The sequence below is a fragment of the Blastopirellula marina DSM 3645 genome (genome assembly GCF_000153105.1).
Classification (GTDB): domain Bacteria; phylum Planctomycetota; class Planctomycetia; order Pirellulales; family Pirellulaceae; genus Blastopirellula; species Blastopirellula marina.
In genome coordinates this window covers 2989876-3014027 of sequence record NZ_CH672376.1, presented here as the reverse complement: position 1 = coordinate 3014027, position 24152 = coordinate 2989876, and the positions used below count along the sequence as shown (strand labels likewise).

Here is a 24152-nt window from a genome sequence, read left to right as displayed (position 1 = left end):
CACTTGGCTCGAGAAAGCCCAACCTCAATACTCGCACGTCGGGCTACCAAGAGGTTCGCGCCGTGAAACGCGTCTTTGTATATGAGTTCATCACCGGTGGTGGACTTTTCTCGTTGCCCAACTCGCCCTCCCCCTCCGGTTCTCTTTTGGCCGAGGGCACGTTGATGCGGTCGGCGGTTGTCGACGGACTGTTGGAGGCCAGCGTCGCTGTCTCTCTGTTGCGAGACCCACGACTAGTCGCCGCGGCGATGCCTGCATGCGAAGAGTTGGTCGTTACTTCGGCGGCGAAAGAACGAACCGCGTTTGAGGCCGCCTGTGAGCGAGCGGACGCCGTTTTGGTGATCGCCCCCGAGTTTGACTCTCTTCTGATAGAGCGCGTACGCTGGGCCGAAGCGGGAGCGGCTCGCTTGATTAGCCCCGGTTCGGACTCGGTTGCAATCGCCGGCGATAAATGGAAGACTTACCAATCTTGGCTTCGCGCCGGAGTTCCAACGCCGCCCACTTGGCTCGCGAAAGACTTCACCCGCGCCGACGACGGCGAGCGCTATGTTTGCAAGCCGCGAGATGGGGCAGGCTCGCAAGATATCGATTTTTTAGAATCTGCAGAAAAATTGGCCGAACGACCCGGAGCCATTGTTCAAACCTTCTGTGATGGTTTGCCTGTCAGTGCAGGCGTGTTGAGTGACGGAAATCAATTCGTTTTGCTCCCACCGGCAATCCAGCTGATCGACAGTTGCAATGGATTTCAATATCGCGGAGGCTCTTGGTCCCTTTCTGAGGAGCTAAAGTCGCGTGCTCAGGCGTTGGCGCGACGCTGCGCTGCGGGTCTGCCTCCTTTTCGGGGTTATATCGGCGTTGATATGATTTTGAACGCGAAGGATGGCGGTGATTTCGCCATTGAGATCAATCCTCGCTTGACCACTTCCTATTTCGGATTGCGTCAGCTGTGTCGCGGCAACTTGTCAGCGGCGATGCTGTCGTTCGCTTTGGGCGAACCGATCGAAATAGAGTTTTCCAGCGAAGCGTACCAATTCAAACTTTGACGACGTCTACGGTGAAAAACTGATGCCGGTACTTGCTCTCGACGTTGGCGGAGCCAATATCAAACTCGCCAACGCTTCTGGCTACGCCGATTCGATGGAGTTTCCACTTTGGAAACGCCGCGACGAGTTGCCTGAATTCCTAAAGGAAGTTCGCGAACATGCGCCCGTGTTCCAGCGCTTAGCGTTAACCATGACCGGCGAGTTGGCCGATTGTTTTGGGACCAAGCAGGAAGGGGTTCGCTTTATCCTTTCCAGCGTTCAGGACGTCTTCAAAGATGGTGAGATTCGGGTCTACCTGACCACCGGCGAGTTGGCGTCGGTCTCGTCGGCGGCGGAACGTCCGTTGGACGCAGCGGCTTCCAACTGGCACGCTTTGGGACGCTACGCATGTCGTCACTTTCCGCCCAAGGGAGATGGCGCGGTGATCGATGTCGGTTCGACGACGACCGACTTTGTGCCGATTCGTGACGGCCAGCTGCTCAACGTAGGACGAACCGATCCCGAACGTTTGCTCTCGGGCGAGTTAGTTTATTCAGGCATCGAGCGTACGCCGATCTGCGCGATGGCCCAAACGGTCAAACTGCGCGGCGCTGACTGTCCCCTCGCGGCCGAATTGTTCGCGACTTCGCTCGATATCTTTCTGGTGATGGGGCTGATCGACGAAGCGACCGAGAATCACGAGACCGCCGATGGTCGACCGGCGACGCGTGAATTCGCCAAATCGCGACTAGCCCGCATGGTCTGTGCCGACGCCGAAGAGCTGACCTGGACCGAAGTCAACGAGATGGCTCGTGAGTTGTATCGCAAGCAGGTGAAGTTCGCGGCCGCGCGCTGGGAACATGCGATGAGCGCCAATAGCTTGTCGCCAGAGTTGGTCGTCATCTCAGGACATGGCGATTTTTTGGCGGAAGCGATCTTGGACGCCGCCGGCGTTACTTCGCAGCGGATTTATCTTTCGGACTTAATCAACGATCGCGCCGCTCGCTGCGGCCCGGCGTTCGCGTTGGCGGTCTGGGCGGAAGAAAACTGGTAACGCGGCATGAATCTACGCGTCGTCAAACTGGGAGGGAGTCTCTTCGACTTGCCCGACTTGGGGCGACGCGTGGAGGTCTGGCTCGCTCAGCAAACGCCGATGCCAACGGCGTTTATCGCCGGCGGCGGCATGTTCGCCGACGCCGTCCGCCGGTTTGACGCGATTCAACAGCTCCCCTCCCCTGCTGCGCATCTGCTGGCGCTACGCAGCATGGAGTTAGGATCGCAGGCGCTTGCCGCGCTATTGCCGACGCTCGACTTGGTTCGCGAAGCGGACCCGCTGCGCCGCGTTTTGGCCTCCGCTGCTCAAGGGACCTGTTGCGACTCGTACGTCGGCGTCTGGAACGTGATCGACTATTGGCTGGACGAGGTCGAGCCGACGTTGAGCTCGAACTCGCTCGATTGGACGTTGACCAGCGATTCGATCTCCGCGACGCTGGCTCAGCATTGGCAGGCCGCGTCGCTCGTCCTGTTGAAGTCGTGTGAACGTCCAGGCGAGACCGCAGACGATTGGACCCAAGCCGGCGCCGTCGACTCCCAGTTCGCTGCAGCGGCCCTAGGCGTCAACGTGACCTGGGCGAACCTGCGAGGATAAAAACATCGGGGGACCCCAGGTTATGGCGGGCGCACAAAAGAAGGGCCGCGTCAGACGCGGCCCTCTTTGTCTATTTGATCCAGCGTTAAGAACTAGTTCCACCACCAAGTCGCGTCGCCGCTTTTGGCGTTCTGTTCTCGCAGCGGCTGCATGGTCGGGACCGCTTCGCTGTTGCTGGCGACCGTCCACGAGTCGATGTCGACGCCGCCAGAGACGGTGATGACCCAGTTTCTCCCTTTTTTCCCGGCGCTGACGATGCTCGGGACATTCTTCGGAGCGTAGTATTCGGACTGGATCATCGAGTTGGCCGCGTCTCCCAGCATCGGCAAATCGAGATTCGCTTTCTTCAGCATGTTTTCTTTGGAGATGAGCGCGGCCACGACGCACATATCCATGATGTTGCGCAGTTCGCCGAAGATCTTGTCTTCGCCTGACAGCTCTTCGTAATTCGCGGTCATCTTGTCGGCCCAAGCTTTGGCGGCCAAGCCTTCTTTGCCGGTCTGTTGGACCTTGCCGTCCGCGGTGATGATCTCGTCTTCGGTCATCGCTTTGACGCCGGGGCCACGCAATTGCCAGGCCAGGCCATCTTCGCTTTTGGCGAGCGGTTCATAATTGCAGGCCAACCACCAACGAGGCGCGGCGTTTGCATTTAGCACTGCGACCGAGGCCGTTTCAACAAAGCTCTTCAAACCGCGAACCGGGGCCTTGTCGTGTCCCATCGCGATTCGCTTCATGCGGTAGTCGGCGCCGACCAGCACGCGAGCGAAGTGGCTCGTTTGCGGAACGCCTTGGACGGTGACGTCCTGCATCCCCATCGCTCGTTCGATGCCTTGAACCAAGGCCGGAGACATCTGCGACGCACGCGTCACGTTGCTCATGTATTGTTTGAAGTTGACGCGACCTTGTTGGGTCGGATCGATCGAGCAAGTAATGCCGCCGTTGCGAGCATTGTCGACTGATTGCAGAGCGACGGCCAGGTCTTCCAGCAGCAAGACCGGTCGGCCGGTCGTCACGCCGACGACGGCGCCGTGATCGTCAACTGTCCAGCCTTCGCCGGGACCGGCCAAAACAATATCGTTCTCTTCGGGATAGACGAAGACATATTCGATGCGTTGCAGACCGGCCAGGTATTTCACTTCGTCCGGAAGCACGCCCAGGTTGTTCTCTTGGGCGTCTTTGATGGCCGCGTTCAAACCACGCAGCGACACTTTCCGCATCTCGGTCGGTGCGTTAAGTTCGCCGGGGGCCTTCTCTAACGCTTTCACCATTTCGGCCCGCAGCATCCGCTGCGAATCGACGCTGGCCAGACCCACGACCCCTTGGGCGTCGATCGAGATACCACCGACCGAATTGGAGCGGAAGTTCTGGTGCCCTGCCATCGCTGCTGTCGGAACGGCTAACGCCGTAACCACTAGCAATAGCAGAGATTTAGTGGAAAGATAACTCACGGTCCGAATCATTGCGAAACTCCTGAGGGATGCTGGCGAAAATGACGTGCACCCAAAGCGTCTGACTTGCGTATTGGTTCCCGGAGAACCCGAGAAGGAATCTGAAGAGTGAGCGTCCCCTCCGCGGCGAAATTCGACAGGAGGGCAAGAAACTACACAAACTTACGATAGTTCCGGACTGCGGTATTTGCAAGAAAACGTCCGCCAAGTTACCCAAGTTCTACGGAATTGAATTATTCGCCAGGAAATTGCCGCCTCGTCCTTGGAGAGCGAAGTTACCTATAATTTAATAAACCAGCGCTGCAACGGCCGCCGAGGATCTCGGTAGATGGCTTAAGTTTTTTTCTGGTAAGCACTTACGCTGAAAAAGCAAGGGACGGCATTTAAATTTCCTGATGGTCGCCTTTTTGATTATCCGAGAAGGTTCGAATTGGACCGACGTTTTTCGTCTCGTACCGGGTCATACGGTCACGATCGGTCGTGCGCCGACCAACCAAATTGTGATCAAGGATGACCGTTGCAGTCGTTATCATGCGGAGATATTCCTCTCGGAGGGGGAATGGATTTTGCGCGATCTCGACTCTCGCAATGGGACGGTTGTCGGGGAAAATCCGATTCGGGGGGACTGGCAACTCGATTTTGGCCAGGTCATTCGGATCGCCAGCATGCAGTTGGCGTTTGTCCAGGATCTGAATACCGCCTTTCCGGACGGATCTGGCAGCAGCGCCCATCTTTTCAACGATGTCACGCAAAACGATCCTTCGACGTTTCGCACGGTGGATGAAGGGGAGCACGTTCTCGACATCGCCGAACCGACCACAATCACGCATCGCCGCGGAGAAACCAAGTTCCTCAAAGCGGTGGAAGTCAGCAAAGAGACTGACGCATCGACGATCCCCAAGGTGGGTAAAGCGGCGACGTTGTTGTGTAAGTTGGCGTTTGATCTCGCCAACCAGACCGACATTACCGCGGTCGCCAATCTGGCGCTGGAAGGGCTGTTTGAGTGCACGAGCATCGACGCCGGAGCCGTGCTGCTGTTGCCGCGCAGTCACAAAGGTATCGCGACCGAAAAGGATCTCGAACTGATCGCCTCGCGCGCCGACAAAGGACCGAACTATCACCGCGTCTCGCGTTTCTTGGCCAACACCGTGCTGCGTGAAGGAGAAGCGGTGCTGGCCCGCAACGTGATGGACGATAGTCGCTTCGGCATTCGCGATAGCAAAGGAGACATCCACGCGACCAGCGTCCTCTGTGCGCCGATTCGTCAGGATGGCCGCGCGATCGGCGTGGTCCATCTTTACTCGACCGACGCCGGACGAATCCCCGATCCCGATGACCTTGAGTTTGCGTTGGCCGTGGCCGATAACGTCGCGCTGGCGCTCAAGAATCTCGGCCGCCAGCTCGAACTGACCGAGACGATCTCCCAAACGCAGGTCGAGATTGACGAACTGCGCAAGAAGCTGGGGGCCGAAAGCCAGATCGTCGGTCGTAGCCCGTTGATCATGTCGCTGCAGCAGCAAATCGCCCGCGCTTCGCCCAGCCGAGCGACGGTGCTGATTTGCGGCGAAAGCGGCGTCGGCAAAGAATTGGTCGCCCGCGCGGTCCACTTCGCCAGCCCCCGCAAGAAAGGGCCGTTCGTCTGCTTGAACTGCGCCGCGCTTTCCGAATCGTTGTTGGAAAGCGAGTTGTTCGGTCACGAACGAGGCGCGTTTACCGGCGCTACCGATCGCAAGATGGGGAAGTTTGAAGCAGCGCATAACGGCACGCTGATGCTCGACGAAATCGGCGAAATGAGTGAAGCGATTCAAGCCAAGTTTTTGCGCGTCCTCGAAGGCCATCCCTTTGAACGCGTCGGCGGCAGCGAGCCGGTGCAGGTCGATGTGCGCGTGATCGCCGCGACCAATCGCGACTTGGAAAAAGAAGTCGAGCGGGGACGGTTCCGCCGCGATCTTTATTTCCGCTTGCGCGTAGTCGAGATCACCGCTCCCCCGCTCCGCAAGCGCCCCGAAGACATCGTCGAACTGGCGAGTCACTTTCTGGAAAAGTACAACGCCGAGACCGGCCGCAAGTTGCTTGGTTTTACGCAAGCTGCTTACGAACACATGAAAAAGTATCGCTGGCCCGGCAACGTGCGCGAACTGAAGAATGTGATCGAGCGAGCGGTCGTATTGGCGCAGGGAGAACGGATCGAGATCGACGATTTGGCGCTGTCGAACTTGGCGACCTCGGGAGACACCGCGGACAATATTTCCCTCTCGGATGTGTATGAGCCGGCTTCGTTGGCGGAAGTCGAACGTCGCCATATTGCGTTGACGCTGGAGTCGACCGGCTGGAACAAAAGTCGCACGGCCAGCATTCTAGGAATCGAACGATCGACGCTCGATCGCAAGATTCGTCGCTATCAACTTCGTCCCAATACGACGATCCAGCGCTAGTACGCCGCTGGGAAGGCCGTTGCATGCGGGGACTCGCAAGGTGCGATTGAAACGATTGCTCTGACGATTCACGCGAAATACGATCGCGAAACCATTGCCAGCGTTCCAATTTTGTCGATCGCGGCATTTCTACGAGTTTCGGCGGAATTGACCTTTCAGAAAACGGACGTTCGCGGTTGATTCTCCGCTTCAATCCTTAATCGTAGCGAATACTTTTCTGGAATTGTGCGGCCAAAGCAAGCCGCGAATTGACCACAATTCAAGCACCATCGACGGCGGCGACCAATCATGGCGACAGCAGAAGCAAATAGCTCGGCCAGCTTTACCTGCACCGATCCAACCTTAACGCAGGCCGTTATCGAATCGGTCAGCGGCGCACTTTCGATGTGCAACATGACGGCGCGCTGCGTCGGCGTCGCCGCAGTGCCGATGGGTGAAAAAGGCCTAGTCACCGGCATCATCGGCGTGCATGGCAAGGTTTCCGGTTTCATCACCGTAAACATGTCAGAGCGATTGGTGATCAAAGCGGTCGAAGGACTGCTGCAGGACGAGTTCGGCAAGTTGACGTCGCAAGTTGTCGACGGAGCCGGCGAACTAACCAACATTATTTGCGGCGGCATTAAATCGAAACTCGCGCGAAGCCCGTGGGCCTTCCAAGGAATTACCGTTCCCTCGGTGATCGTTGGCGAAGGGTACCAAATGGCGTTCGCACGCGGACTAGAGTTCGTCAGCGCTACCTTTGAAAACGCCGACCCAGAAGCGGTGATGCTGGAAGATCGCTTGATGAGCGTCAGCATGTCATTCTTACGTCTATAAGCAAGAGCAGAATGACATCCGGTCCGGATCTAGGCTCGATTCAACCATCGTAGCCCGAGGCGCGAGCCGAGGGAATGCGGTTGAAAACTTCGCATCACCGGGCCGCGGTCGGACTTATTTCGCTAGTCGCTGCACCGTTTGAAATGACGAAATGCCCTGAACTGCTTACGGGGAACAGATGCTTCCTACGGCTGCGCCGCCCCGATTGCGGAGTTATCGCGGCCAACCATGGAAATGGCTTCAAAAGGTGCGCCTCGGGCTACCGAGAGAACTCGGGTCACTTCGGCTGATCGTGCCGTCGATAGCGCGCGGCCAACTCCTCGAGCGGAACGCCGCGGTGATAGGCGGCCAATAGGCGCCAGTTCAAAAGGGTTTGCCGAATCACGCCCTGCTTGCGCCAGCGTCGCGCCGATGTGATCACGGGGCCCGGCAAAAGCGTCGGCCAATGCTGCCGCCGCAGTTTTCGCGATAGCAGATAGTCTTCCAGAAATGGGACGTTGGCAAATTGTCCCGCTTGTTCGAAGGCCGCTCGACGGACGGCGATCGCCTGATCTCCATACGGCAATCCCAGCCAGCGAATCCGCAGGTCGTTTCCCCATTCGACTAGTCGATAGAGGATTGGCGCCGCGTCAATTTTTTGGCGAAACGCGCCGAAGACAAAGCCGTCGTCCCGCTGACGAATCTGCGAGATCGATTCGGCCGCAAGCCGACAGTCGGCGTGTAAGAAAAGCAGCACGTCGCCGCTGGATGCGGCGACGCCTGCATTTTGTTGAATCGCACGACCCGGGGGAGAATGAATCAGGGTCGCGCCCGCTTGCGTCGCCAACGCGATGGTCGCATCGGCGCTTCCACCATCGACGACGATGATTTCATCAGCGCCAGCAGCTTGCGCCGAACCGACCGCGGCTTGAATATTGGCTTCTTCATTCAAAGCCGCGGTTATCACCGAAACTCGCACCAGGCGGTTTCTCGCTGCAACTATTTGCTCTCAGTTTCCGAATGCGAAGCGGTCACAACGGCTTGCTCGCCGGGGAGAGATTGTTGCGACGCTTGCATTTCGACAGCGCGTTCCACCAGGGTTTCGACCGTTGACTCGGACTGGGCGCCGACCAACAGCGAACGACGCCAGCCGGTCTTCGTCTTACGGTAGAGGATCAATTGCGGGATCGAACCTCCCTGCATCAGCCGACCCGCCAGAGTCGACTGCGAATCGGCGTCCACTTCGGCGTAGGCGACGCCAGACAGTTTCCCTTTGCGAAGCAACGACGGCATCACCGAACGCTTCATCGTCACACAACCAGGGCACCAATTGGTTCCCACAAGAATCAGCAGCGGTTTGCCAGTTTCGTCAGCCGAGCGAAAAGCGGCGGGGTAGTCATGTTCGCCACCAGCCATGGTAGCTTGCAGCAGTACGGCGAGCAGAACGCCATGCATAGGTAAGTCCTTTGTGCGTTGTCAACATCGCGCAGCGGTAATGAAACATTTACCGGTGGCGTGGAAAAAGCCTGGACGAACTTACGAGGAGAACTCGAGTCAGAAGCGATCCGTCCGAACCACATCCTGCGACGTCAGTCTTTACCTTGCCCTAGGTAAGGGGGAAACCGTGCTGCGCTCCTGCGACATGGGTTTTGGGTCTTCCAAAGTCACGATTAACGCCACAGTTTAACTGAGACGTTACAACCTGCAAGGACTTCCCTGTTATAAAAAACGGCGCAATTCCCCTATACCTACTTCCGGGGTGCGTCCAACCTTCAACCATTGCCTGATGGTGCAAAAACGCTATCCTTAAGCAGCGGAACATCTTAGTCTTATTCTAAACGGCCAGTTCATGCGTCTGCGAGTAGGTGTTATCGGGCTTGGGCCAGAATGGGATTCTCGTCATCGACCGGCTCTCCTAGCTCTGGGAGATCGATTTCATGTCGAATCGATCTGTGACGAAGTATCGCTAAGAGCCGAAAACGCCGCTCGGCAGATCGGCGCCAAAGCGGTGAACGGCTTTCGCAAGCTGGTTGCGGCTCCCGAGATCGAGGCCGTCTTGATGCTCGGCCCGCAGTGGCACGGCGTCGAGCCGCTGATTGCGGCCTGCGAAGAAGGAAAAGCCTTCTATTGCACGTCGATTCTCGAAATCGCCGGCGCCAACTCGGCCAATCTCCGCGATTCGGTCGATCGGGCCGGAATCGCGTTCATGGCCGAATTTCCGCGGCGGCATTCGCCGGCGACGATTCGCTTGAAAGAATTGATCGCGACGCGCCTCGGAGCGCCTCAGTTGCTCTTTTGTCACGAGCGAATCCGGAAGCCCGAAAATGCGGCCGCCGATCGCTTTGGACCGCGCCCCGTCAAGCGTCATGTCGCCGAATTGGTCGATTGGTGCCGCTATGTGGTCGGCTCTGAAGCGCAAACTGTCTTCGGCGTTCAGCACCGCAAAGATGCCGATAACAATCTCGATTACGAGATGTTGAGCGTCGAGTTCGACTCACCCACCGGCGGTTCACCGGTCATCGCCCAGATCAGCGCTGGCAGTTATTTGCAACATCGCTGGCCCGAAGCTTCCTCGTTTCGCCCCCCTGCCGCTTTGCAGGTCTGCTGCGCCAATGGAGTCGCGTTCGTCGACCTGCCGTCGACGTTGATCTGGTTTGACGAGGCCGGCCGTCATATGGAGTCGCTCGATCACGAGCGCCCCGTCGGCGAGCAAATGCTCAGTCTCTTTCACCGTAGCGTCACCAGCTTGCTGCGCAACACCAGTTGCTTGAACGACGTCGACTGTGCGCTGCGCGTTATGCGGGCCGCCGACGAGAGCTACGAGAGCCGCACCCGCGTCGAGATCGACGCGGCGTAGAAGAGTCGAATCGCGCCCCCTACTCTTCCACCGTCTCGTCCATCTCTTCATCCAAGTCGCGCAGTTCTTCCACCCACAGGCGAATTTCGTTGTCGTATTCGCTCGCCATGTCGCCTTTGACCAATTGACGGTGGAATGCGGCGGCGCCTCCTTTGCGGAGTTCGGCGTCTTCGGCCGACGGAAAGCGGCGCATCGGGTCGGGGGCGATCAGGCCGCGACAGAAGCTCATCAGCAATTCGTTGCAGGCGACCTCGGCCGGCAAAATATCGTTTAATCGCTGCGCCAGAAAACGCTTCGCTTCTAGCAATTCGCGATAGTTGTTGATCCCGCCAAACAGCGATCGTCCGGCCAGCATTTCGATCAGCACATAGCCCAAGCTCGCCAGATCGCTGCGGGGCGACGCTTCGTTCCCTTCCAGCACTTCCGGCGCTGCGTACGAAGGAGTGCAGGTCCGCTCTTTCGGAGGCGATTCGATCAGAAAGGCCGAGCCGATGTCGATCAGCTTGGCCGTGCCGGTCCGCTTCAGCATCATATTCGACGGCTTTACGTCGCCGTGGACGATGCCTTCGCGATGCAGCGCCGCCAGGGCCGCTAGACAATCGCGTACGATTGCGACGGCGACGCCCGGTTTGAAACGGGGCTGTTGCGGCCCCTTGGTGACGATCACCTGATTGATATATTCCCACCGCTTTTGCGTGACGCGGTCTCGAATACGTTCGACCATGCCCGGCGTGAGCAGCTCTTGCAAGTCATAGCCGTCGACCCATTCCATCACCATCACGCGAATCCGGCGACGATCGAGGAAGTTATGGACTTCTAGCAGGTTGTGCTGTTGAATCTGGGCGACGCGCGAAGCGATATGCGCGATGCGCGACATCGCCGCTTCGTACGAGTGAATTCCTTCGTAGCGCTCAGGCGAGAATACCTTGACCGCCAACGGAATGGTGAAGTCATCGGCGCCGCGGCGCTCGGTCAAAAAGACCATCCCCTGTCCGCCGCAGCCCAACAGCCGCCGCAGTTTGTAATGTTCGGTCCAACTTGATCGTTTGGCATGGACGAGCTCGTCGTACCGCCGTAACAGATCCTCAGGACACTTATACGTTTTTCCCTCGCTGAAAGTGAGCGTAGGATGCAGGTCGTGGCGCGTGGTGGTGAGCATCGGCTGGGCCATATCTTCACCGGCGGGGAATTCGGAGTCTGCCATTACTCGGACCGAATCATCTTAAGAAGCATGATGGAAAAGCGTCTAGACGAATCTGTTTCATCGGAAACGCCAAAACCGCTGTCTGCGTCGCCAACAAAGCCGATTACGCGGGGGCGTTTCGGAGCGGGAATCCGAGGCGTTTGTCAACAACGTTGATTAAGGATTGGTTCGTACGGAAACGACGCAGGTTTTCACAAAACAAGTCAGTGACGTCGTCGTTACGGGTTCGGCCTTGGGCGCCGACGTGAGGAGTAATTATCACATTGTCAAAATCCCAGAGCGGGCTTTCGGGGGGCAAGGGTTCAACTTCGGCCACATCAACGCCTGCGGCGGACAGATGCTGAGAAGTTAATGCGTGGATGAGGGCGGACTCCCGAACCACTTGGCCGCGAGCCACATTAATAAAGATAGCGCCCGTTTTCATCGCTGCAAATTGATCGGTGTCGAATAGCCCTCGAGTTTCGTCATTTAGCGGTAATGCGAGGATCACAACATCGGACTGTGACAATAAATCGTGCAAGCGGTCGGCAGGCCACAACTCATCGACGCAGGGCGGTTTGTCGTAGGGACAATAGTCGGTCGCAATGATGCGAATTTGAAACGGCGCCAAAATTTCGGCTAAGCGTCGTCCATTTCCGCCGAGACCCACAATCCCGACCGTTTTGCCATGCAGGTCGCCGGTTGGACGCCGGATGTATTCTTTTTTCAACTGCGCTCGAAAGAAGGTCGGCAGTGAGCGAATTACCCCCAACAGCAGCGCCATCGTCTGCTCGGCGACTTGATTCGCGAACAATCCCGAGGCGCTCGTGACCGAAATTTCCGAAGAAATGACTTCCGGGACCAGACAGTGGTCCATTCCGGCGGCCGAAGATTGAATCCATTTCAGCCGCCCCGCTGCGACCGTTTCTTTCCATGGAACCGGAACTTTGGCGTGTCCGCAGTAGATATCGGCCTGCGGCAGCGCTGCGGCGATCCCTTCCTGGCCGGCGTCAATGACGTTCCAATCGCCGGCGACGGCGCGGATCTGTTCGAGATGAGCGGGAACGGTCTGATAGCAAAGAACAATATTCATAGGGGCAAATTCGCAGAAACTTCGTCGTTATTTTTCTATCGTACCCGGGTCGGCGGAGAAGCGTGAGACCGGTTTGAGCCGCCAAAGGATATAATGTGACCGATTGGCGAACCTATCGGCGACAACGATGTCCTGGGGAGACCGATTCGAAATATCGCTGCTAGGTTACCCCCGATGGACGCTTCACCCCGCTTGCTTGCTAATAACACCTCTTGGTGGGGAAGACGCTGCGGAATTCGTGAAGTTTTGCTCGTCGCGTTGCCGCTAGTGATTTCGACCGCCTCTTGGTCGCTGACCAACTTTGTCGATCGCATGTTTCTGTTCTGGCACTCCACCGAAGCGATGGCCGCTTCGCTGCCGGCCGGCATGCTGCACTTCTCACTCCTCTGCTTTCCGATCGGCGTCGCGTCGTATGTAAATACGTTCGTTTCGCAATACAACGGCGCCGGCGAGACTCGCCGAATCGGGCCGATCGTCGTGCAAGGCGCGATCTGGGGCTGCGTGGTCGCTCCCTTCTTCTTTTTGGCGGCGATTCCCGCCTATTACATCTTTGCCGCAACCACGGTCGAGCCGGAAGTCGCTCGGCTCGAAGGCGTTTATTTCTGGGTGTTGGCCTACGGCGGGGGCGCAGCAGTAGTCGCCAATGGGATGTCGGCGTTTTTCTCGGGCCGGCAAAAGAACGGCGTCGTCATGGCGGTCGACAGCAGCTCTTGCCTGGTCAATATGGTCCTCGATTACTTTTTCATTTTCGGCTACGTCTCGTTTGTGCCGGATGGAATCGCCGGCGCCGCTTGGGCGACCGTGATCAGTCAGTGGTATAAGGTCGCGCTCTACGGCGGTTTGATCGTCCTGCCGGCCAACTGGCGCAATTTTGGCTTTGGCGAAGCTCGGCTGTGGGATTGGGACGTGATGCGCCGCTTGATGCGGTTTGGCTCGGCGAGCGGCGTGCAATTGGCGCTCGAGGTCTCGGCGCTCACCTTTTTTCTGCTGTTGATGGGGCGGCTCGGGTCTGAAGCGATGACCGCGACCAATTTGGCCTTTTCGATCAACGGCTTCGCGTTTGTACCGCTGATTGGGATCGGGATCGCCGTGACCACGTTAGTGGGCCGAGAAATCGGCGCCGGTCAGCCAGAGATCGCCAGCAACGCGACCTGGTCAGGCTTTGCGATTGCGCTGATCTATAGCGGCGTGATGGCGACAATCTATTGGACGTTGCCAGACATCTTTCTCGCGTTCCACAAAGTCGCTGACGCCGGCATCGTCGCTCACGCCGAAGATGTCCTGTCGACGACGACGATTTTGTTGCGATTTGTCGCACTTTTCTGTTTGCTGGATGCGGCCAACGTGGTGTTTGTCAGCGCGCTGAAAGGCGCCGGCGACGTCAAGTTTGTGATGATCGCCACGTGCGTGATTTCGCTGGTGCCGGTCTGCGTGGGCGCGGCGGTTTTGTTCGCCGGCGGCGGCTTGTACGCCTGCTGGGTCGTGATGACCCTCTGGGTCTTCGCAATGGCGGCGACCAATCTGGTCCGCTTCTTACTGGGCAACTGGCGCGGGATGAAAGTAATCGAGCCTGAGTTGGTCTCGGCGTAGGCGGAGAGTCTCGCCAAGCCAACAATCAGCATCGACGGCAGGATGCCCCAAAGCGGGAAGTTATGTCCACCACGCGGTCGAGTCAAAGAAAAGAAGCGAAGCGATTTTCTTTGCTGCCGAATCTGCGAGTGGTGGAAAGAGAAGATACTGGCTGAAAAGGCCAGCGGCACATGAAAAAGGCGGTTGGTCAGTGACAGCCGACCGTCAATCATTTCGGGAAAGCGGCATTTGGATCGGCTCGACCAAACAGCCTCTCCGGGGATGTTCTTTGATTCCCCGGCACTGACCGTTCGGACAAAGTCCGAAAAATTACGAAAATAGTTCGCCGAGGTTTGTCGGCCCCACCAGGAAGATTGGGGTAAAAGTGTGCGTTTGTTTCCGGCGTCCTTTTGGAGGAGTCTCGGTTGTGCGACGTGATATTGGACACAAAATCTCTTGTTTCGGGCCATTCCTTCATCAGCGAGCGATTGCTATTTGGCTTCGAGGGAATTGTGGAATTAAGAAATGAAGAAAGAGATTTTCCTGACGCCATGTTATGCGCAGGGGGGCCCCGCTCCAGGAGTATAGAAGTGTTGAATTGCCCTTCGTATTTTAGCGTCTGCCCCCGCGGATAAGCGCAACCCCGTCATGCCCCATCGGTTGCGAATCAATGGCCTAGCGCAGGTGCGACAGGCTTTGAATTTATTTTCCATACTTTAGGGGACGCTTAAGATGCAGATCTCTTGGTCCGGCGGACGCCGCCGTAGCGCTTTCACCTTGGTCGAGTTGTTGGTGGTCATCGCGATCATCGGCGTCTTGATCGCTCTACTGTTGCCGGCCGTGCAGCAAGCCCGCGAAGCGGCTCGCCGCATCCAGTGCGCCAACAACTTGAAGCAGTTGGGCTTGGCGATGCACAACTACCATGACACGTTTCAGTCGTTTCCATATGGTCAGTTCAACAATCAACAATTGGACGACGTGACGGAGCAGCCGAATCGCGCTACCTGGTTTGTGGCGACGCTGCCGTTCGTAGAGCAGTCGGCCATCTACGACGCGATCAAGGGTTCGATGGGGACGACCCCGGCCAATGAGTGGGACGAAACGTCGCGCAAAACGGTCTTGAGCGCCTTTGTCTGCCCGTCGGATCCCCACGGCGGAAAGGTTGGCACAGACGGTTTTCAGGGGAACTATCTCGGCAACGCCGGCGTGGAAGCTTTGTCTCAAGAAGAGGCGGCTATATCGGCGACCGACAATACCGGTATGAACGGCTTGTTCTTTGTGAAATCACACATCCATTTCAAGGATATCACCGACGGCACGAGCAACACCTTGATGTTTGGCGAGATTCGTCAAAGCCCTCAAGAGAATTGCACGATCGGCAATTACTGGAACGGCTGGGGAATGGAGACGATGTTCTGCGCGGTATTCAGTAAGATCAACACGTCTTCGATGGACTTCGTTCCTTTCGGCGCCGGAGCCAACAATCCCTGGCGGCCCACGCAAGAGATGCCGGCGAGTGCATTTACGGCATATCATCTTCGCAGCGCCCATGTCGGGGGCGTCATGGCGACCCGTGCAGACGCATCTGTTTCGTTTCTGCCGAATACGCTGAGCGGCCAAGTGTATAAGGATCTGTTGAATCGCGGTGACGGCTCGGTAGTCCCGCCGTTCTAACGGGGGCGTCCCGCAAGTGATCGCAGCGGTCTGCGATCAGGCTCGGCGTTCGACGATCTTCGCGCCGGCAGCGCTGATTGCGCGCTGGTAAGGCGTCTATTCTCTTTGTTTATTGCGATAATATGTTCATAAAAGGAACCCATGTTATGAAATCAATGGTGGGTAGGTGGCGAATTTGTGCGCCGTTAGCGCTAATGTCGCTATTTGCATTGGGGTGTTCGCGCGGTCCAGAAACATTCGCGATCAGCGGCCAAGTGACGCTGGATGGGAAGCCGCTTCAATCGGGGTGCGTCATCTTTTCGCCGGTCGATGGGTCAGATTTCGTCGCTTCCGGAGACGTCATCGACGGCAGCTATAGGCTGGATTGCATCGCTGGTGAAAAGCTTGTGCAAATCGCCGGCTATACGGCCGAAAAGAAGGCCGTGCCGGTCGCCTATGTGAGCGAATCGTCGGGCTTAGCAGCTTCGGTAGCCGAAGACGGCGAGATCAGTTTTGATCTTCAATCGAAGCGAAGACGACGTCGGTAAAGCCGGCAAGTGAAGAGCTTCGCTCCGAGTCCAACCAGGTTGGAAAGTGCCCCGCTGGCGCTTTCCAGCGGGCATCTAAGCGGGCTGGACGGTTCGGCCGCCCGCTTGGATGGAAGCGACAAGCAGCGTTCCCCAACCGATGAGCAGCAGCATCCCCCCGACAGGCATGAGGACGGCAAGCGTCGGTTCGCTCAGCAAGGCGCCGATCGAAAGGCCGCCGCTGTAGATCACGCTGCCGAAAACAAACGCCGTTCCGCCAACTCGTTGGCAACGAACGCCGCCGTTGCTTGCTCCCAGCCCAATCAAGGCGAGCGCGCTGTAGAAGAGATATTGAATACCCGATTGATATCTTGCCAGCCGCCGCTCGCTTTCCTGGCGATCAATCGCGCTGATCTCCATCGTCTCACTCCCTTGCTCGCCGTTCGGGTAAATACGCCCCGGCATTGGCGTCGCTTTCTCCGCCAAGTCTGCGTTGAACTTCGCGGCGACCCTTTCGCCGAAGATCGGGGCGCCGAGAACGGCGATCATGCCGAAGAGCGAGCCGGCAATTAAGTTCAACCGCAGCATGACAAGCGCCCTTGTTTAGGATGAGTTATGTATGAATGTGGCAGTCTGTATTGTAGGGCGTGTGTTAATATTCGGTAGTACTGAAGTATGAAAATGTGATAAAAAGAGAAGTTGTCTAGTTTATATCCGCTGTCATGAATTGCTGCACGGACAGTTCGCGGCGGAGTGGCGCTGAACAACGGCCATTTTCCGAACGCCACGGGCCTTTTTCAGCCAGTCTTCATTCCGAGTGCGGCGATTGTACCCTTGGATGGTCGCATAATTCCTGGGGCGGAAACGATAGTTTCGGCAGGCGAGGATCAACGATCCCGCTTCTGTAAAACCGAGCACTCGACCACTTTCAGTCGTTCGCCTAGCCTCATTGGTCAGCAGCGGTCGATGATGATCGGTCGAAAACGTCAAAGCCGAAAAATGCCTTGGCGCAAAAATGTGCTTGACTCGCTTGCGATGCGGTGGTCGATCGTCCCTCAACGGAAAGATAAAACAACCATGCGGCCGAGTCAAAATTGGCGACGAAGGCTTGCGGTTGCGCTGAGTTTTCGGGTGAAAGAGGAAGAGTAGGCACTGGCCGAAAAAAGGCCGGCGGCACATGAAGAAAGGAGCTTTTGTCAGTCCCGCTCAGTTGGCCCCAATGGCTTCTTACTTCGCTGTGAGTTCGATTCGATGCCCGTCAGGATCTGACACGACTGCGCGACGGCCCCATTCAGAGTCCTTAGGGGGAATTACTGATGTTCCACCGGCAGACATCAATGAAGCATACGTTTTATCAACAGACGGAACGCAGAATCCAACACGCGTTGAACTGGTGGAAGCAGCCTCATTTGCAAGTGGATAAATCTCGAAGACCTGTCCTCCGGATTCACTGGCAAGGTGAACAGGGCCATTGCCGTGTGCATGACGAGCGAAGCTCAAACCCAAGGCGGAATAAAACGCTTGCGCTTGGTCTAGATTCCGACTTCTCAGAACGATCAAGTTGCAAAGAATACTATCGGCGTTCATCTGATCCTCCTCTCCCTACTGATTTCCCACGGCAGAATGTGGATGCACTTCAAGGGAATCGTCCGCCTCTAATTCAACCCTACGAATCCTTCCGTCACGAAATCGAACGACAATCTGCAATTCTCCTTGAACGGCTCGAGCGTAATCCGAAAGCGTGCTGACGAGAACATCCCTTCGTCGTTCAATTTTTGAGATTTCACCCTGTTGTTTATTAAGTATCTCGGCCAATTCCGCTTGAGAAAGACGACTTTCTTTTCGAAGCTCTCTAAGGCTCACAGCAGGAGGAGGCGAAGTGAAAGTACGAGAAAGAAGCAAGGAAACGATACGGCCGAAAGCCGCCTCTTCATCTCTATAGATTTCATCAGCGCCCTCGCCGTAGCCTGGCTCCGGTGAAGAAGAAATGCCGAAACCTTTACTCTCTTGCCACTGCACAATCACGGGGTGCCCGTCTAACGCCATCTCGAGATACCACGCGCCTGAAGACTTTCGAGGCTTATCGCGTGACATGATGGCATTTGGAAATCGTTCTTTGAGGGAGCGCTCCAAAGACTCAATTGGTAACATGCTTTTCGTTGTCATCGGTCCCCAGTCACTTTCTCGTGATCAAAGTTCAACGCCCCGTCCGTCCGAACCAAGCTTCTTGAAAAGGAGACTTCCGGCAAGATCCTGAATCTCGATAGCGCCATTCTCTCGAACGAACGTGTTATGACCTTTGTGGCGGTAGCGAATCACATCGCATCTTCCATCCACGTCGCGAGCATTGTCTTCTCTCGGCGGATACATACGGCCATCCGATTGCCAACGGTCCGGCTGACTCAGAATGTCAGTTAGCTCGTCCTCGACCTTGTTTAAGGTGTTGCTTAAAAGCGCGAATGCTTCGTCATGCGAACTTGCACTTGAAGAATCTGCCAGGCGCCTCAGAAACTCTTGGAAGCGATCTTCCTTACTTATTTCCATGCAACAGCAAGCGGTATGTCCTTCGGCATTAAACGGTTGCCTTTACGACAAAATATTAGCCCAAGGGAATAATTCTGTCAAGAGAATAATTCGCTTGGCTACGGAAGCTCTTGCGAATGAAGTTCCAGGCCTATGGTTATGTGCCTGGATCGCCCAAATTTGCGACGATCCAAGAAATGCCCATGCGATCTTCGTGGATAACTGCGTCTTGGCGACAACGCGTAGGGAGCAACCGCAGGAGGATGGTCGGTTCGTAATTTACGGAACTCGTTTCGGCTGGTGCGCCTGGCGAGCCTGCGAATCAGGAGAACTCGCCATGAATGATTGTGGATTGACAATCCGCACGGAATTGGGGTCGATTGTCGGTGGGGGATTCACCCTCGAATCGGCGCTTACCCGTTGGGTCAACGGGAATGGGGATTCTGTGCGCTGATCGGCGTCGTCGTTGGCCCGCATCCGCTTGCGGCCGCATTCCCTCGACTCGCGCCTCGGGCTACTGATTTCGATCCGGTCGAACGCTCAAAAAAAAGCGCGCCATCCAGTCCACATTGTGAAACCTGTCACGAAGTGAGAAATCGGCATGGCGTAAGGAGCTTGAATTGCCAATCACCATGGGACTACTCGTTATTCGGACTCGCAGCCGTAGTGTCCTGTCCCATGGGTCGGCTCGAAAAAATGGGAGGTGTCCAGTCCTTCGAACACGGGAGCTGACGCGGATCGGACTTTCCAATGCTTTCGAAATTTAGACATTCGGTTTTAAGCATTCGTCCTTGGCCCAGATCCGCTGGCGTCCGCATTCCCTCGATTCGCGCCTCGAGCTACTGTTTTCGGTCCGATCCAACGCTGAGAAAAAAACGCGCGCGGTCCGGTCCAGTCCGATCCTGGGATGTGTAGGCTCTGGCCCGTCGGATTCGGGCTTGCTTTCATTTTTGGCGGGTTGCGCATTCGCAGAAAATGCGGTAACGAACAGACCAGGATGCGTGAACGAGGTGATTTGTCGAGACAGAAGGAAAGTTGAAATTTTTGGCGTTTTTGGTTTGCGCTTGCGGCGGGCGAGGAAGAGCTTTGTCCCCTCTGTTGGTTGAGAGGAACTGTTTAGGCTGAAAAAGGCGCAAATAGACGCCTGTTCTTGGCGAACAGCCGACTTCGGAGCATAATGAGTAGCTATCGCGTCGTTCTGCATTCTTGGTGACCGCCCACGACTACGCTTCTAGCGCGGCGCCGCTATAGATCGCGACCTGCCTCGATTCAGCCTATCCCGCCTATTTCGCTTCGTAGGGAGTTTGAGCAATAACTACGTCAAAGACCCAAATTGGCATGCTGACGATTGTAATTATCGTCGCGCTTCGCTTAGTCATCGGCTGGCACTTCTTTATGGAAGGGTCCAAGAAGATCAAGTCAGGCGACTTTTCGTCGGCTGGTTTTTTGCGCAACGCCAAGGGACCGCTCGCCGGCTATTTTCGCAACTTGAACAACGATCCCGACGGCAAATTGCGTCTCGATCGCGATCGCGTACTGCAGTACTGGAACTTCTATCGCGATCAGGCGGATACGCAATTTGGCCTGGACGCCGCGGGTAAGAAGAAAACGCAGAAGACGTACAGCATTTACGTCAATCGCATTGATTCGTACATGGCCGACAAACGGGAAGAAATGGATGAATACTTCCTAGAAGTCGAACGGTTGGCCAAGGCCCGCTCGAAGCCGGAAAGCAGCGATCTGCAGTACGAGCAGGAGCGATTGGCCAAGAAAGATAGTGAGCTGTTCGGTAAAATGAACGGTTGGACGAAGGACGTCAAAAAGATGCAGGATGAGTATGTGGAAGATTTGAATCGAATTGGCCGGATGGCCGGAGCGACTTCGACATTCTCGGTCCGTGATCCGAACCAAATGCCGATTGACGTCGTAGTAACGTATGTCGTATTCGGCAGCGGCGTTCTCCTTGTCCTGGGTCTATTTACCCGGATCGCCGCTCTAGCGGCTGCGGGATTTTTGTTGCAAGTGATGGCCGCTCAATGGCCCGGCGCGATCGGCGCCGAGCCGGTTTACTACCAATCGGTCGAATTCGTCTCCCTCCTACTTTTGGCCGCAGTCGGCGCTGGTCGATTCGCCGGTCTTGATTTCATCCTCGGCGCGATGTTCCGCCGGTGTTGCGCTCCAACCACATCTCCAACCGAAGGGGAGTAAATATGAACCTGAAGCCTGACGCCAAGAAGGCGGGTAAAGAAAACTTCAACGAAGCGGTCGGTGTGAATCGACGCGACTTTTTGAAAGGGGTCATCGCCGCCGGCGCCGTCTCTGGCGGTGGTCTGGGAGCGATGTACTTTGGTTATAGCAAGGTCGAAAACCCGGTTCGCATCGGCGTGATCGGCACCGGCGACGAAGGAAGCGTGCTGATCGGCGCGCTCAATCCTGACTATGTGCAGGTCGTCGCGATCTCTGACATTCGCCCTTACAACGTCCATCGCGCTTTTCATGGCGATCATTCCAGCGAAGCCGCCTACTCGGCGCGTCGCGGTTTGATGAACGTCTACGGTTGGAAGACCGAAGAAGAAGCTCGCCAACACGTGAAAGTCTATGAGGACTATCACGATCTGCTGGCCGATGATTCGATCGAAGGGATCATCTGCGCGACCCCGCTCTTCTTGCACCATCCGGTGGTGATGGACTCGCTGAAGTCGGGCAAGCACGTGTTGACCGAAAAGCTGATGGCCCACAACATCAAACAGTGCAAGCAGATGGGCCGCGCCGCTCATGAAGCGGACCTGCATCTGGCGACCGGTCACCAGCGACATTACAGCGTGCTGTATGACAACGCGGTCAACCTGCTGCAATGGGGTTTGCTGGGCGAAATTCACCACATACGCGCCCAGTGGCATCGCGGCAACTTGCCTGGCGCCGATAGCTGGAGCCAACCGCTGCCAGGCGGCGAAGTCGACGCACATGGCAAGCTGGTCGACAAGATTCTGGACGGCATGAAGAAGTTCGAGAAGGCCCACGCCAACGGGAAAGATGGCGATCCTTCGACGCTGGCCAAGAACTGGGCGATGTACGAGCAGTACAAAGCTTGGAACGAAGACCGCAACATCAAGCCTGAGAACTACGGTTTCCAAGATTTTGAACTGGCCGACGGTCGCAAGATCTCGGCGATGGAAGAACTGTGCCGTTGGCGCTTGTGGGACCGGACCGGCGGCGGCTTGATGGCCGAGCTGGGAAGTCACCAACTGGACGCGGCGTCGATCTTTATCAGCGCGATGCGGAAGCAAAAGGATGGCAAGAAGGTTCACCCGCTGACGGTTCACGCCACCGGGGGCCGCCATACCTTCCCGTACGATCGCGATGCGGACGATCACGTCTATTGCACGTTCGAGTTCCCCGGACCTGGTTACGATCCGAAGTTCGACGTCGGCTATTACGATCGGTTCCGCAACTATCCGGAACGGGACGCCGATGGCAAACACACCGGAGGCGTGCCGTCGTACGAGCAGGACCCGAATAAAAAGGTCGTCGTCACCTATTCGTCGATCAACGGTAACGGCTACGGCGGTTACGGCGAAGTCGTGATGGGGACGAAGGGGACGCTGATTCTGGAGACGGAAAAAGACATCATGCTCCTCAAGAACGGCTCGACCTCGAACGTCAAGGTCAAGGATGGCAAAGATGGCCCGACGATGGATACCCAAGCGAGCGGCGCTCCGACGCAAGCGGCGAACATCGCCAGCGCTGCGACATCGGGCCCGGTCAGCCGTGGTTATACCGAAGAGATCGAGCACTGGGCTTACTGTATTCGGAACCCTGCTCCCGAAAACAAGCCGAAGTGTCATCCGGAAGTCGCGATGGGAGACGCCGTGATCGCGCTGACGGCTCGCTTGGCGATTCAACGATCGAACCAAGGCAAAGGCGGCTTTGTCGAGTTCAAGCCGGAATGGTTTGACCTGAATAGCGACGCGACGCCTGAAGACGATCTCGCCTAGTTCGCGCTCATTTGCCGTAATTGTTAACTCATTGACCGTCGCCTTCCGGCGGCGGTCATTTTTTTGCGCTCGGCGCGGGTAGCACGTTGCGGAAGTGCTATCAGGGGCTTAAATTGCGTACTAGTACGAAGTTAAGCGTCTGGTCAACGATTGGCTGACGCAGCAATCTAGATGATTCCAATCTTGAAGGAGTTGCAACGTGGCAAAATGGCCCTTAGGCGTCTTCGCCAGCATTGATGCGGGACTGGGCGTAAAGTTGTCGGTAGCCGAGGAGTTAGGCGTGCCGACGATTCAGTTGCAGGCTCCTTCCAAAGAATCGCGCACTTCAGAAAACGCCGCCAAGTTTCTGGCGACCCTCGCCGCGATGGACATCACCCTGACCTGCGTGTTTGGCGGCTTTGAAGGCGAAAGTTACGCCGACATCCCCACCACCAAAGAGACGGTCGGGCTCGTTCCGCCGGCGACCCGCGCCGAGCGGTTGGCCGAGATGAAAGAGATCGCCGACTTCGCTCGCGTCCTTGATTGCGACGTGATCGGCTTGCACGTCGGATTCATTCCGCACGATACCGCCGATCCAATGTTCGCCGAAGTCGTCGCCGTCACCCAAGAGCTGTGCGATCATTGCCAGGCCAACGAGCAGGCGCTGCACCTGGAGACGGGGCAAGAATCAGCCGAGGGTTTGCTGGGCTTTATCGCCGCCGTCGACCGACCTAACTTGCGGGTCAATTTTGATCCGGCCAACATGATCCTGTACGGGACCGGCAACCCGATCGAAGCGCTGAAAATGGTCGGCAAACATGTCGGCAGCGTCCACTGCAAAGACGCCAAGTGGTCGGACGAGCCGGGCGTGACCTGGGGATCCGAAACGCCGCTGGGCGAAGGGGACGTCGGCATGGAAGAGTTTCTGCGAACCGTCAAAGAGATCGGTTACACCGGCCCTCTGACAATCGAACGCGAAATTCCGCAAGAGCCGGAACGGCAAAAGGCCGAGATCGGCGCCGCCGTCGAACTGCTTACCGCGCTTCGGACGAAGATCGGTTAACACGCTTTTTGGTGGTTGCTTTGGATGCTGGGGGCGGTCTCAGCATCCAGAGGACTATCAACAGCGGTATCGCGATGAGGGCCGCTTTCTTCCAGACCGACGATGCTACTGCGGTGACGATCGCGATCAGAATGATCGACAGCGAGAGCCAGACCGGCAGCTTGACGATCTCTGGATAAGCGAGCCAGAGCATCGCAAAGACGCCGCCCACTTTGATCAACGCTCCCTGGAAGTGCTCTAGCGACGTTCCTTTCACATCGAACAGGAACATGCCGGCGCCGATCAGGCAGCAGACGATGGCGACAATGCCGATTTTGGTACGAGAATTCACGATGGCGATTGTCTGGCGCTGTTCGAGGAGC

At 56.8% G+C, this 24152-nt stretch carries 22 protein-coding genes; 12 read left to right on the top strand and 10 right to left on the bottom strand.

Annotation, left to right across the window (positions count from 1 at the left end; translation table 11 throughout):
• The first annotated feature begins 62 nt into the window (after window positions 1-62).
• From DSM3645_RS14165 to DSM3645_RS14155, 3 genes are read left to right on the top strand one after another with little or no spacing between them, the layout of a single operon-like run.
• Complete coding sequence (locus DSM3645_RS14165; protein ID WP_131282562.1) at window positions 63-1043, top strand: ATP-grasp domain-containing protein; 981 nt, start codon at window positions 63-65, stop codon at window positions 1041-1043.
• Between the two features lie 22 nt (window positions 1044-1065).
• A complete protein-coding gene (locus tag DSM3645_RS14160) occupies window positions 1066-2076 on the top strand; it encodes a hydantoinase/oxoprolinase family protein (protein ID WP_002652891.1) in 1011 nt (336 codons plus the stop codon).
• A gap of 6 nt (window positions 2077-2082) precedes the next feature.
• Window positions 2083-2670, top strand: a complete 588-nt coding sequence (locus tag DSM3645_RS14155) for a hypothetical protein (RefSeq protein WP_002652890.1) — start codon at window positions 2083-2085, stop codon at window positions 2668-2670.
• Between the two features lie 92 nt (window positions 2671-2762).
• Here DSM3645_RS14155 and DSM3645_RS14150 read toward each other — a convergent pair whose 3' ends face one another.
• Window positions 2763-4130 carry a DUF1598 domain-containing protein gene (locus DSM3645_RS14150; RefSeq protein ID WP_002652889.1) on the bottom strand — a complete coding sequence of 456 codons (1368 nt, stop codon included), beginning with the start codon at window positions 4128-4130 and terminating at the stop codon, window positions 2763-2765.
• Window positions 4131-4513: 383 nt separating this feature from the next.
• Between DSM3645_RS14150 and DSM3645_RS14145 the strand changes: the two genes are divergently transcribed.
• Both DSM3645_RS14145 and DSM3645_RS14140 read left to right on the top strand, forming a co-directional pair.
• Complete coding sequence (locus tag DSM3645_RS14145) at window positions 4514-6553, top strand: sigma-54-dependent Fis family transcriptional regulator (RefSeq protein WP_002652888.1); 2040 nt, start codon at window positions 4514-4516, stop codon at window positions 6551-6553.
• Between the two features lie 288 nt (window positions 6554-6841).
• Window positions 6842-7369: a chemotaxis protein CheX gene (locus tag DSM3645_RS14140; RefSeq protein WP_002652887.1), complete on the top strand. Its 528-nt coding sequence runs from the start codon at window positions 6842-6844 to the stop codon at window positions 7367-7369.
• Window positions 7370-7646: 277 nt separating this feature from the next.
• On the opposite strand, the gene DSM3645_RS14135 is transcribed toward DSM3645_RS14140, so the two are convergent.
• Window positions 7647-8315: a TIGR04283 family arsenosugar biosynthesis glycosyltransferase gene (locus DSM3645_RS14135; protein ID WP_161603342.1), complete on the bottom strand. Its 669-nt coding sequence runs from the start codon at window positions 8313-8315 to the stop codon at window positions 7647-7649.
• 32 nt (window positions 8316-8347) lie between these two features.
• Complete coding sequence (locus DSM3645_RS28315) at window positions 8348-8803, bottom strand: thioredoxin family protein (RefSeq protein WP_002652885.1); 456 nt, start codon at window positions 8801-8803, stop codon at window positions 8348-8350.
• Between the two features lie 394 nt (window positions 8804-9197).
• Here DSM3645_RS28315 and DSM3645_RS14125 point away from each other — a divergent pair, with 394 nt between their 5' ends.
• Complete coding sequence (locus tag DSM3645_RS14125) at window positions 9198-10205, top strand: Gfo/Idh/MocA family protein (RefSeq protein WP_002652884.1); 1008 nt, start codon at window positions 9198-9200, stop codon at window positions 10203-10205.
• A 19-nt stretch (window positions 10206-10224) separates the two neighbouring features.
• On the opposite strand, the gene DSM3645_RS14120 is transcribed toward DSM3645_RS14125, so the two are convergent.
• Window positions 10225-11409 (bottom strand): serine/threonine protein kinase, encoded by a 1185-nt coding sequence (locus DSM3645_RS14120; RefSeq protein WP_002652883.1) that lies wholly within the window; start codon window positions 11407-11409, stop codon window positions 10225-10227.
• A 103-nt stretch (window positions 11410-11512) separates the two neighbouring features.
• The gene (locus DSM3645_RS14115) at window positions 11513-12481 is read right to left on the bottom strand and encodes a D-2-hydroxyacid dehydrogenase (RefSeq protein WP_002652882.1); all 969 of its coding nucleotides are present in this window, start codon (window positions 12479-12481) and stop codon (window positions 11513-11515) included.
• Window positions 12482-12655: 174 nt separating this feature from the next.
• On the opposite strand from DSM3645_RS14115, the gene DSM3645_RS14110 reads away from it, so the two are divergent.
• From DSM3645_RS14110 to DSM3645_RS14100, 3 genes are all read left to right on the top strand, one after another.
• Entirely contained in the window at window positions 12656-14071 is a 1416-nt protein-coding gene (locus DSM3645_RS14110) for an MATE family efflux transporter (protein ID WP_081444823.1), read from the top strand.
• Between the two features lie 711 nt (window positions 14072-14782).
• The gene (locus tag DSM3645_RS14105; protein ID WP_002652880.1) at window positions 14783-15724 is read left to right on the top strand and encodes a DUF1559 domain-containing protein; all 942 of its coding nucleotides are present in this window, start codon (window positions 14783-14785) and stop codon (window positions 15722-15724) included.
• A 194-nt stretch (window positions 15725-15918) separates the two neighbouring features.
• Complete coding sequence (locus tag DSM3645_RS14100) at window positions 15919-16251, top strand: hypothetical protein (protein ID WP_002652879.1); 333 nt, start codon at window positions 15919-15921, stop codon at window positions 16249-16251.
• A gap of 75 nt (window positions 16252-16326) precedes the next feature.
• On the opposite strand, the gene DSM3645_RS28310 is transcribed toward DSM3645_RS14100, so the two are convergent.
• The 4 genes from DSM3645_RS28310 to DSM3645_RS14080 form a co-directional block, all read right to left on the bottom strand.
• On the bottom strand, window positions 16327-16818 hold the full coding sequence (locus DSM3645_RS28310; protein WP_002652878.1) for a DUF423 domain-containing protein: 492 nt from the start codon (window positions 16816-16818) through the stop codon (window positions 16327-16329).
• 639 nt (window positions 16819-17457) lie between these two features.
• A complete protein-coding gene (locus tag DSM3645_RS29450; RefSeq protein WP_081444822.1) occupies window positions 17458-17817 on the bottom strand; it encodes a VOC family protein in 360 nt (119 codons plus the stop codon).
• A gap of 15 nt (window positions 17818-17832) precedes the next feature.
• On the bottom strand, window positions 17833-18381 hold the full coding sequence (locus DSM3645_RS29445; protein ID WP_202594939.1) for a helix-turn-helix domain-containing protein: 549 nt from the start codon (window positions 18379-18381) through the stop codon (window positions 17833-17835).
• 39 nt (window positions 18382-18420) lie between these two features.
• Window positions 18421-18774 carry a hypothetical protein gene (locus tag DSM3645_RS14080; protein WP_002652875.1) on the bottom strand — a complete coding sequence of 118 codons (354 nt, stop codon included), beginning with the start codon at window positions 18772-18774 and terminating at the stop codon, window positions 18421-18423.
• Window positions 18775-20091: 1317 nt separating this feature from the next.
• On the opposite strand from DSM3645_RS14080, the gene DSM3645_RS14070 reads away from it, so the two are divergent.
• The 3 genes from DSM3645_RS14070 to DSM3645_RS14060 all read left to right on the top strand — a co-directional run bounded on the left by DSM3645_RS14070 (window position 20092) and on the right by DSM3645_RS14060 (window position 23790).
• Entirely contained in the window at window positions 20092-20961 is an 870-nt protein-coding gene (locus tag DSM3645_RS14070) for a TQO small subunit DoxD (RefSeq protein ID WP_002652874.1), read from the top strand.
• Between the two features lie 2 nt (window positions 20962-20963).
• Window positions 20964-22748 (top strand): Gfo/Idh/MocA family protein, encoded by a 1785-nt coding sequence (locus DSM3645_RS14065; RefSeq protein ID WP_002652873.1) that lies wholly within the window; start codon window positions 20964-20966, stop codon window positions 22746-22748.
• Between the two features lie 199 nt (window positions 22749-22947).
• Window positions 22948-23790: a sugar phosphate isomerase/epimerase family protein gene (locus tag DSM3645_RS14060; RefSeq protein WP_002652872.1), complete on the top strand. Its 843-nt coding sequence runs from the start codon at window positions 22948-22950 to the stop codon at window positions 23788-23790.
• On the opposite strand, the gene DSM3645_RS14055 is transcribed toward DSM3645_RS14060, so the two are convergent.
• The gene (locus tag DSM3645_RS14055; RefSeq protein ID WP_131282559.1) at window positions 23762-24121 is read right to left on the bottom strand and encodes a hypothetical protein; all 360 of its coding nucleotides are present in this window, start codon (window positions 24119-24121) and stop codon (window positions 23762-23764) included. The genes DSM3645_RS14060 and DSM3645_RS14055 overlap by 29 nt on opposite strands.
• Window positions 24122-24152: the final 31 nt, after the last annotated feature.

Bases quoted from the DNA above. Each gene is read 5' to 3' on its own strand.
- DSM3645_RS29445 (WP_202594939.1), bottom strand. From the start codon at position 18,381: ATGTTACCAATTGAGTCTTTGGAGCGCTCCCTCAAAGAACGATTTCCA.
- DSM3645_RS28310 (WP_002652878.1), bottom strand. From the start codon at position 16,818: ATGCTGCGGTTGAACTTAATTGCCGGCTCGCTCTTCGGCATGATCGCC.
- DSM3645_RS14150 (WP_002652889.1), bottom strand. From the start codon at position 4,130: ATGATTCGGACCGTGAGTTATCTTTCCACTAAATCTCTGCTATTGCTA.
- DSM3645_RS14110 (WP_081444823.1), top strand. From the start codon at position 12,656: ATGGACGCTTCACCCCGCTTGCTTGCTAATAACACCTCTTGGTGGGGA.
- DSM3645_RS14115 (WP_002652882.1), bottom strand. From the start codon at position 12,481: ATGAATATTGTTCTTTGCTATCAGACCGTTCCCGCTCATCTCGAACAG.
- DSM3645_RS14105 (WP_002652880.1), top strand. From the start codon at position 14,783: ATGCAGATCTCTTGGTCCGGCGGACGCCGCCGTAGCGCTTTCACCTTG.
- DSM3645_RS29450 (WP_081444822.1), bottom strand. From the start codon at position 17,817: ATGAACGCCGATAGTATTCTTTGCAACTTGATCGTTCTGAGAAGTCGG.
- DSM3645_RS14065 (WP_002652873.1), top strand. From the start codon at position 20,964: ATGAACCTGAAGCCTGACGCCAAGAAGGCGGGTAAAGAAAACTTCAAC.
- DSM3645_RS14160 (WP_002652891.1), top strand. From the start codon at position 1,066: ATGCCGGTACTTGCTCTCGACGTTGGCGGAGCCAATATCAAACTCGCC.
- DSM3645_RS14100 (WP_002652879.1), top strand. From the start codon at position 15,919: ATGTCGCTATTTGCATTGGGGTGTTCGCGCGGTCCAGAAACATTCGCG.
- DSM3645_RS14125 (WP_002652884.1), top strand. From the start codon at position 9,198: ATGCGTCTGCGAGTAGGTGTTATCGGGCTTGGGCCAGAATGGGATTCT.
- DSM3645_RS14080 (WP_002652875.1), bottom strand. From the start codon at position 18,774: ATGGAAATAAGTAAGGAAGATCGCTTCCAAGAGTTTCTGAGGCGCCTG.
- DSM3645_RS14070 (WP_002652874.1), top strand. From the start codon at position 20,092: ATGCTGACGATTGTAATTATCGTCGCGCTTCGCTTAGTCATCGGCTGG.
- DSM3645_RS14155 (WP_002652890.1), top strand. From the start codon at position 2,083: ATGAATCTACGCGTCGTCAAACTGGGAGGGAGTCTCTTCGACTTGCCC.
- DSM3645_RS14140 (WP_002652887.1), top strand. From the start codon at position 6,842: ATGGCGACAGCAGAAGCAAATAGCTCGGCCAGCTTTACCTGCACCGAT.
- DSM3645_RS14145 (WP_002652888.1), top strand. From the start codon at position 4,514: ATGGTCGCCTTTTTGATTATCCGAGAAGGTTCGAATTGGACCGACGTT.
- DSM3645_RS28315 (WP_002652885.1), bottom strand. From the start codon at position 8,803: ATGCATGGCGTTCTGCTCGCCGTACTGCTGCAAGCTACCATGGCTGGT.
- DSM3645_RS14120 (WP_002652883.1), bottom strand. From the start codon at position 11,409: ATGGCAGACTCCGAATTCCCCGCCGGTGAAGATATGGCCCAGCCGATG.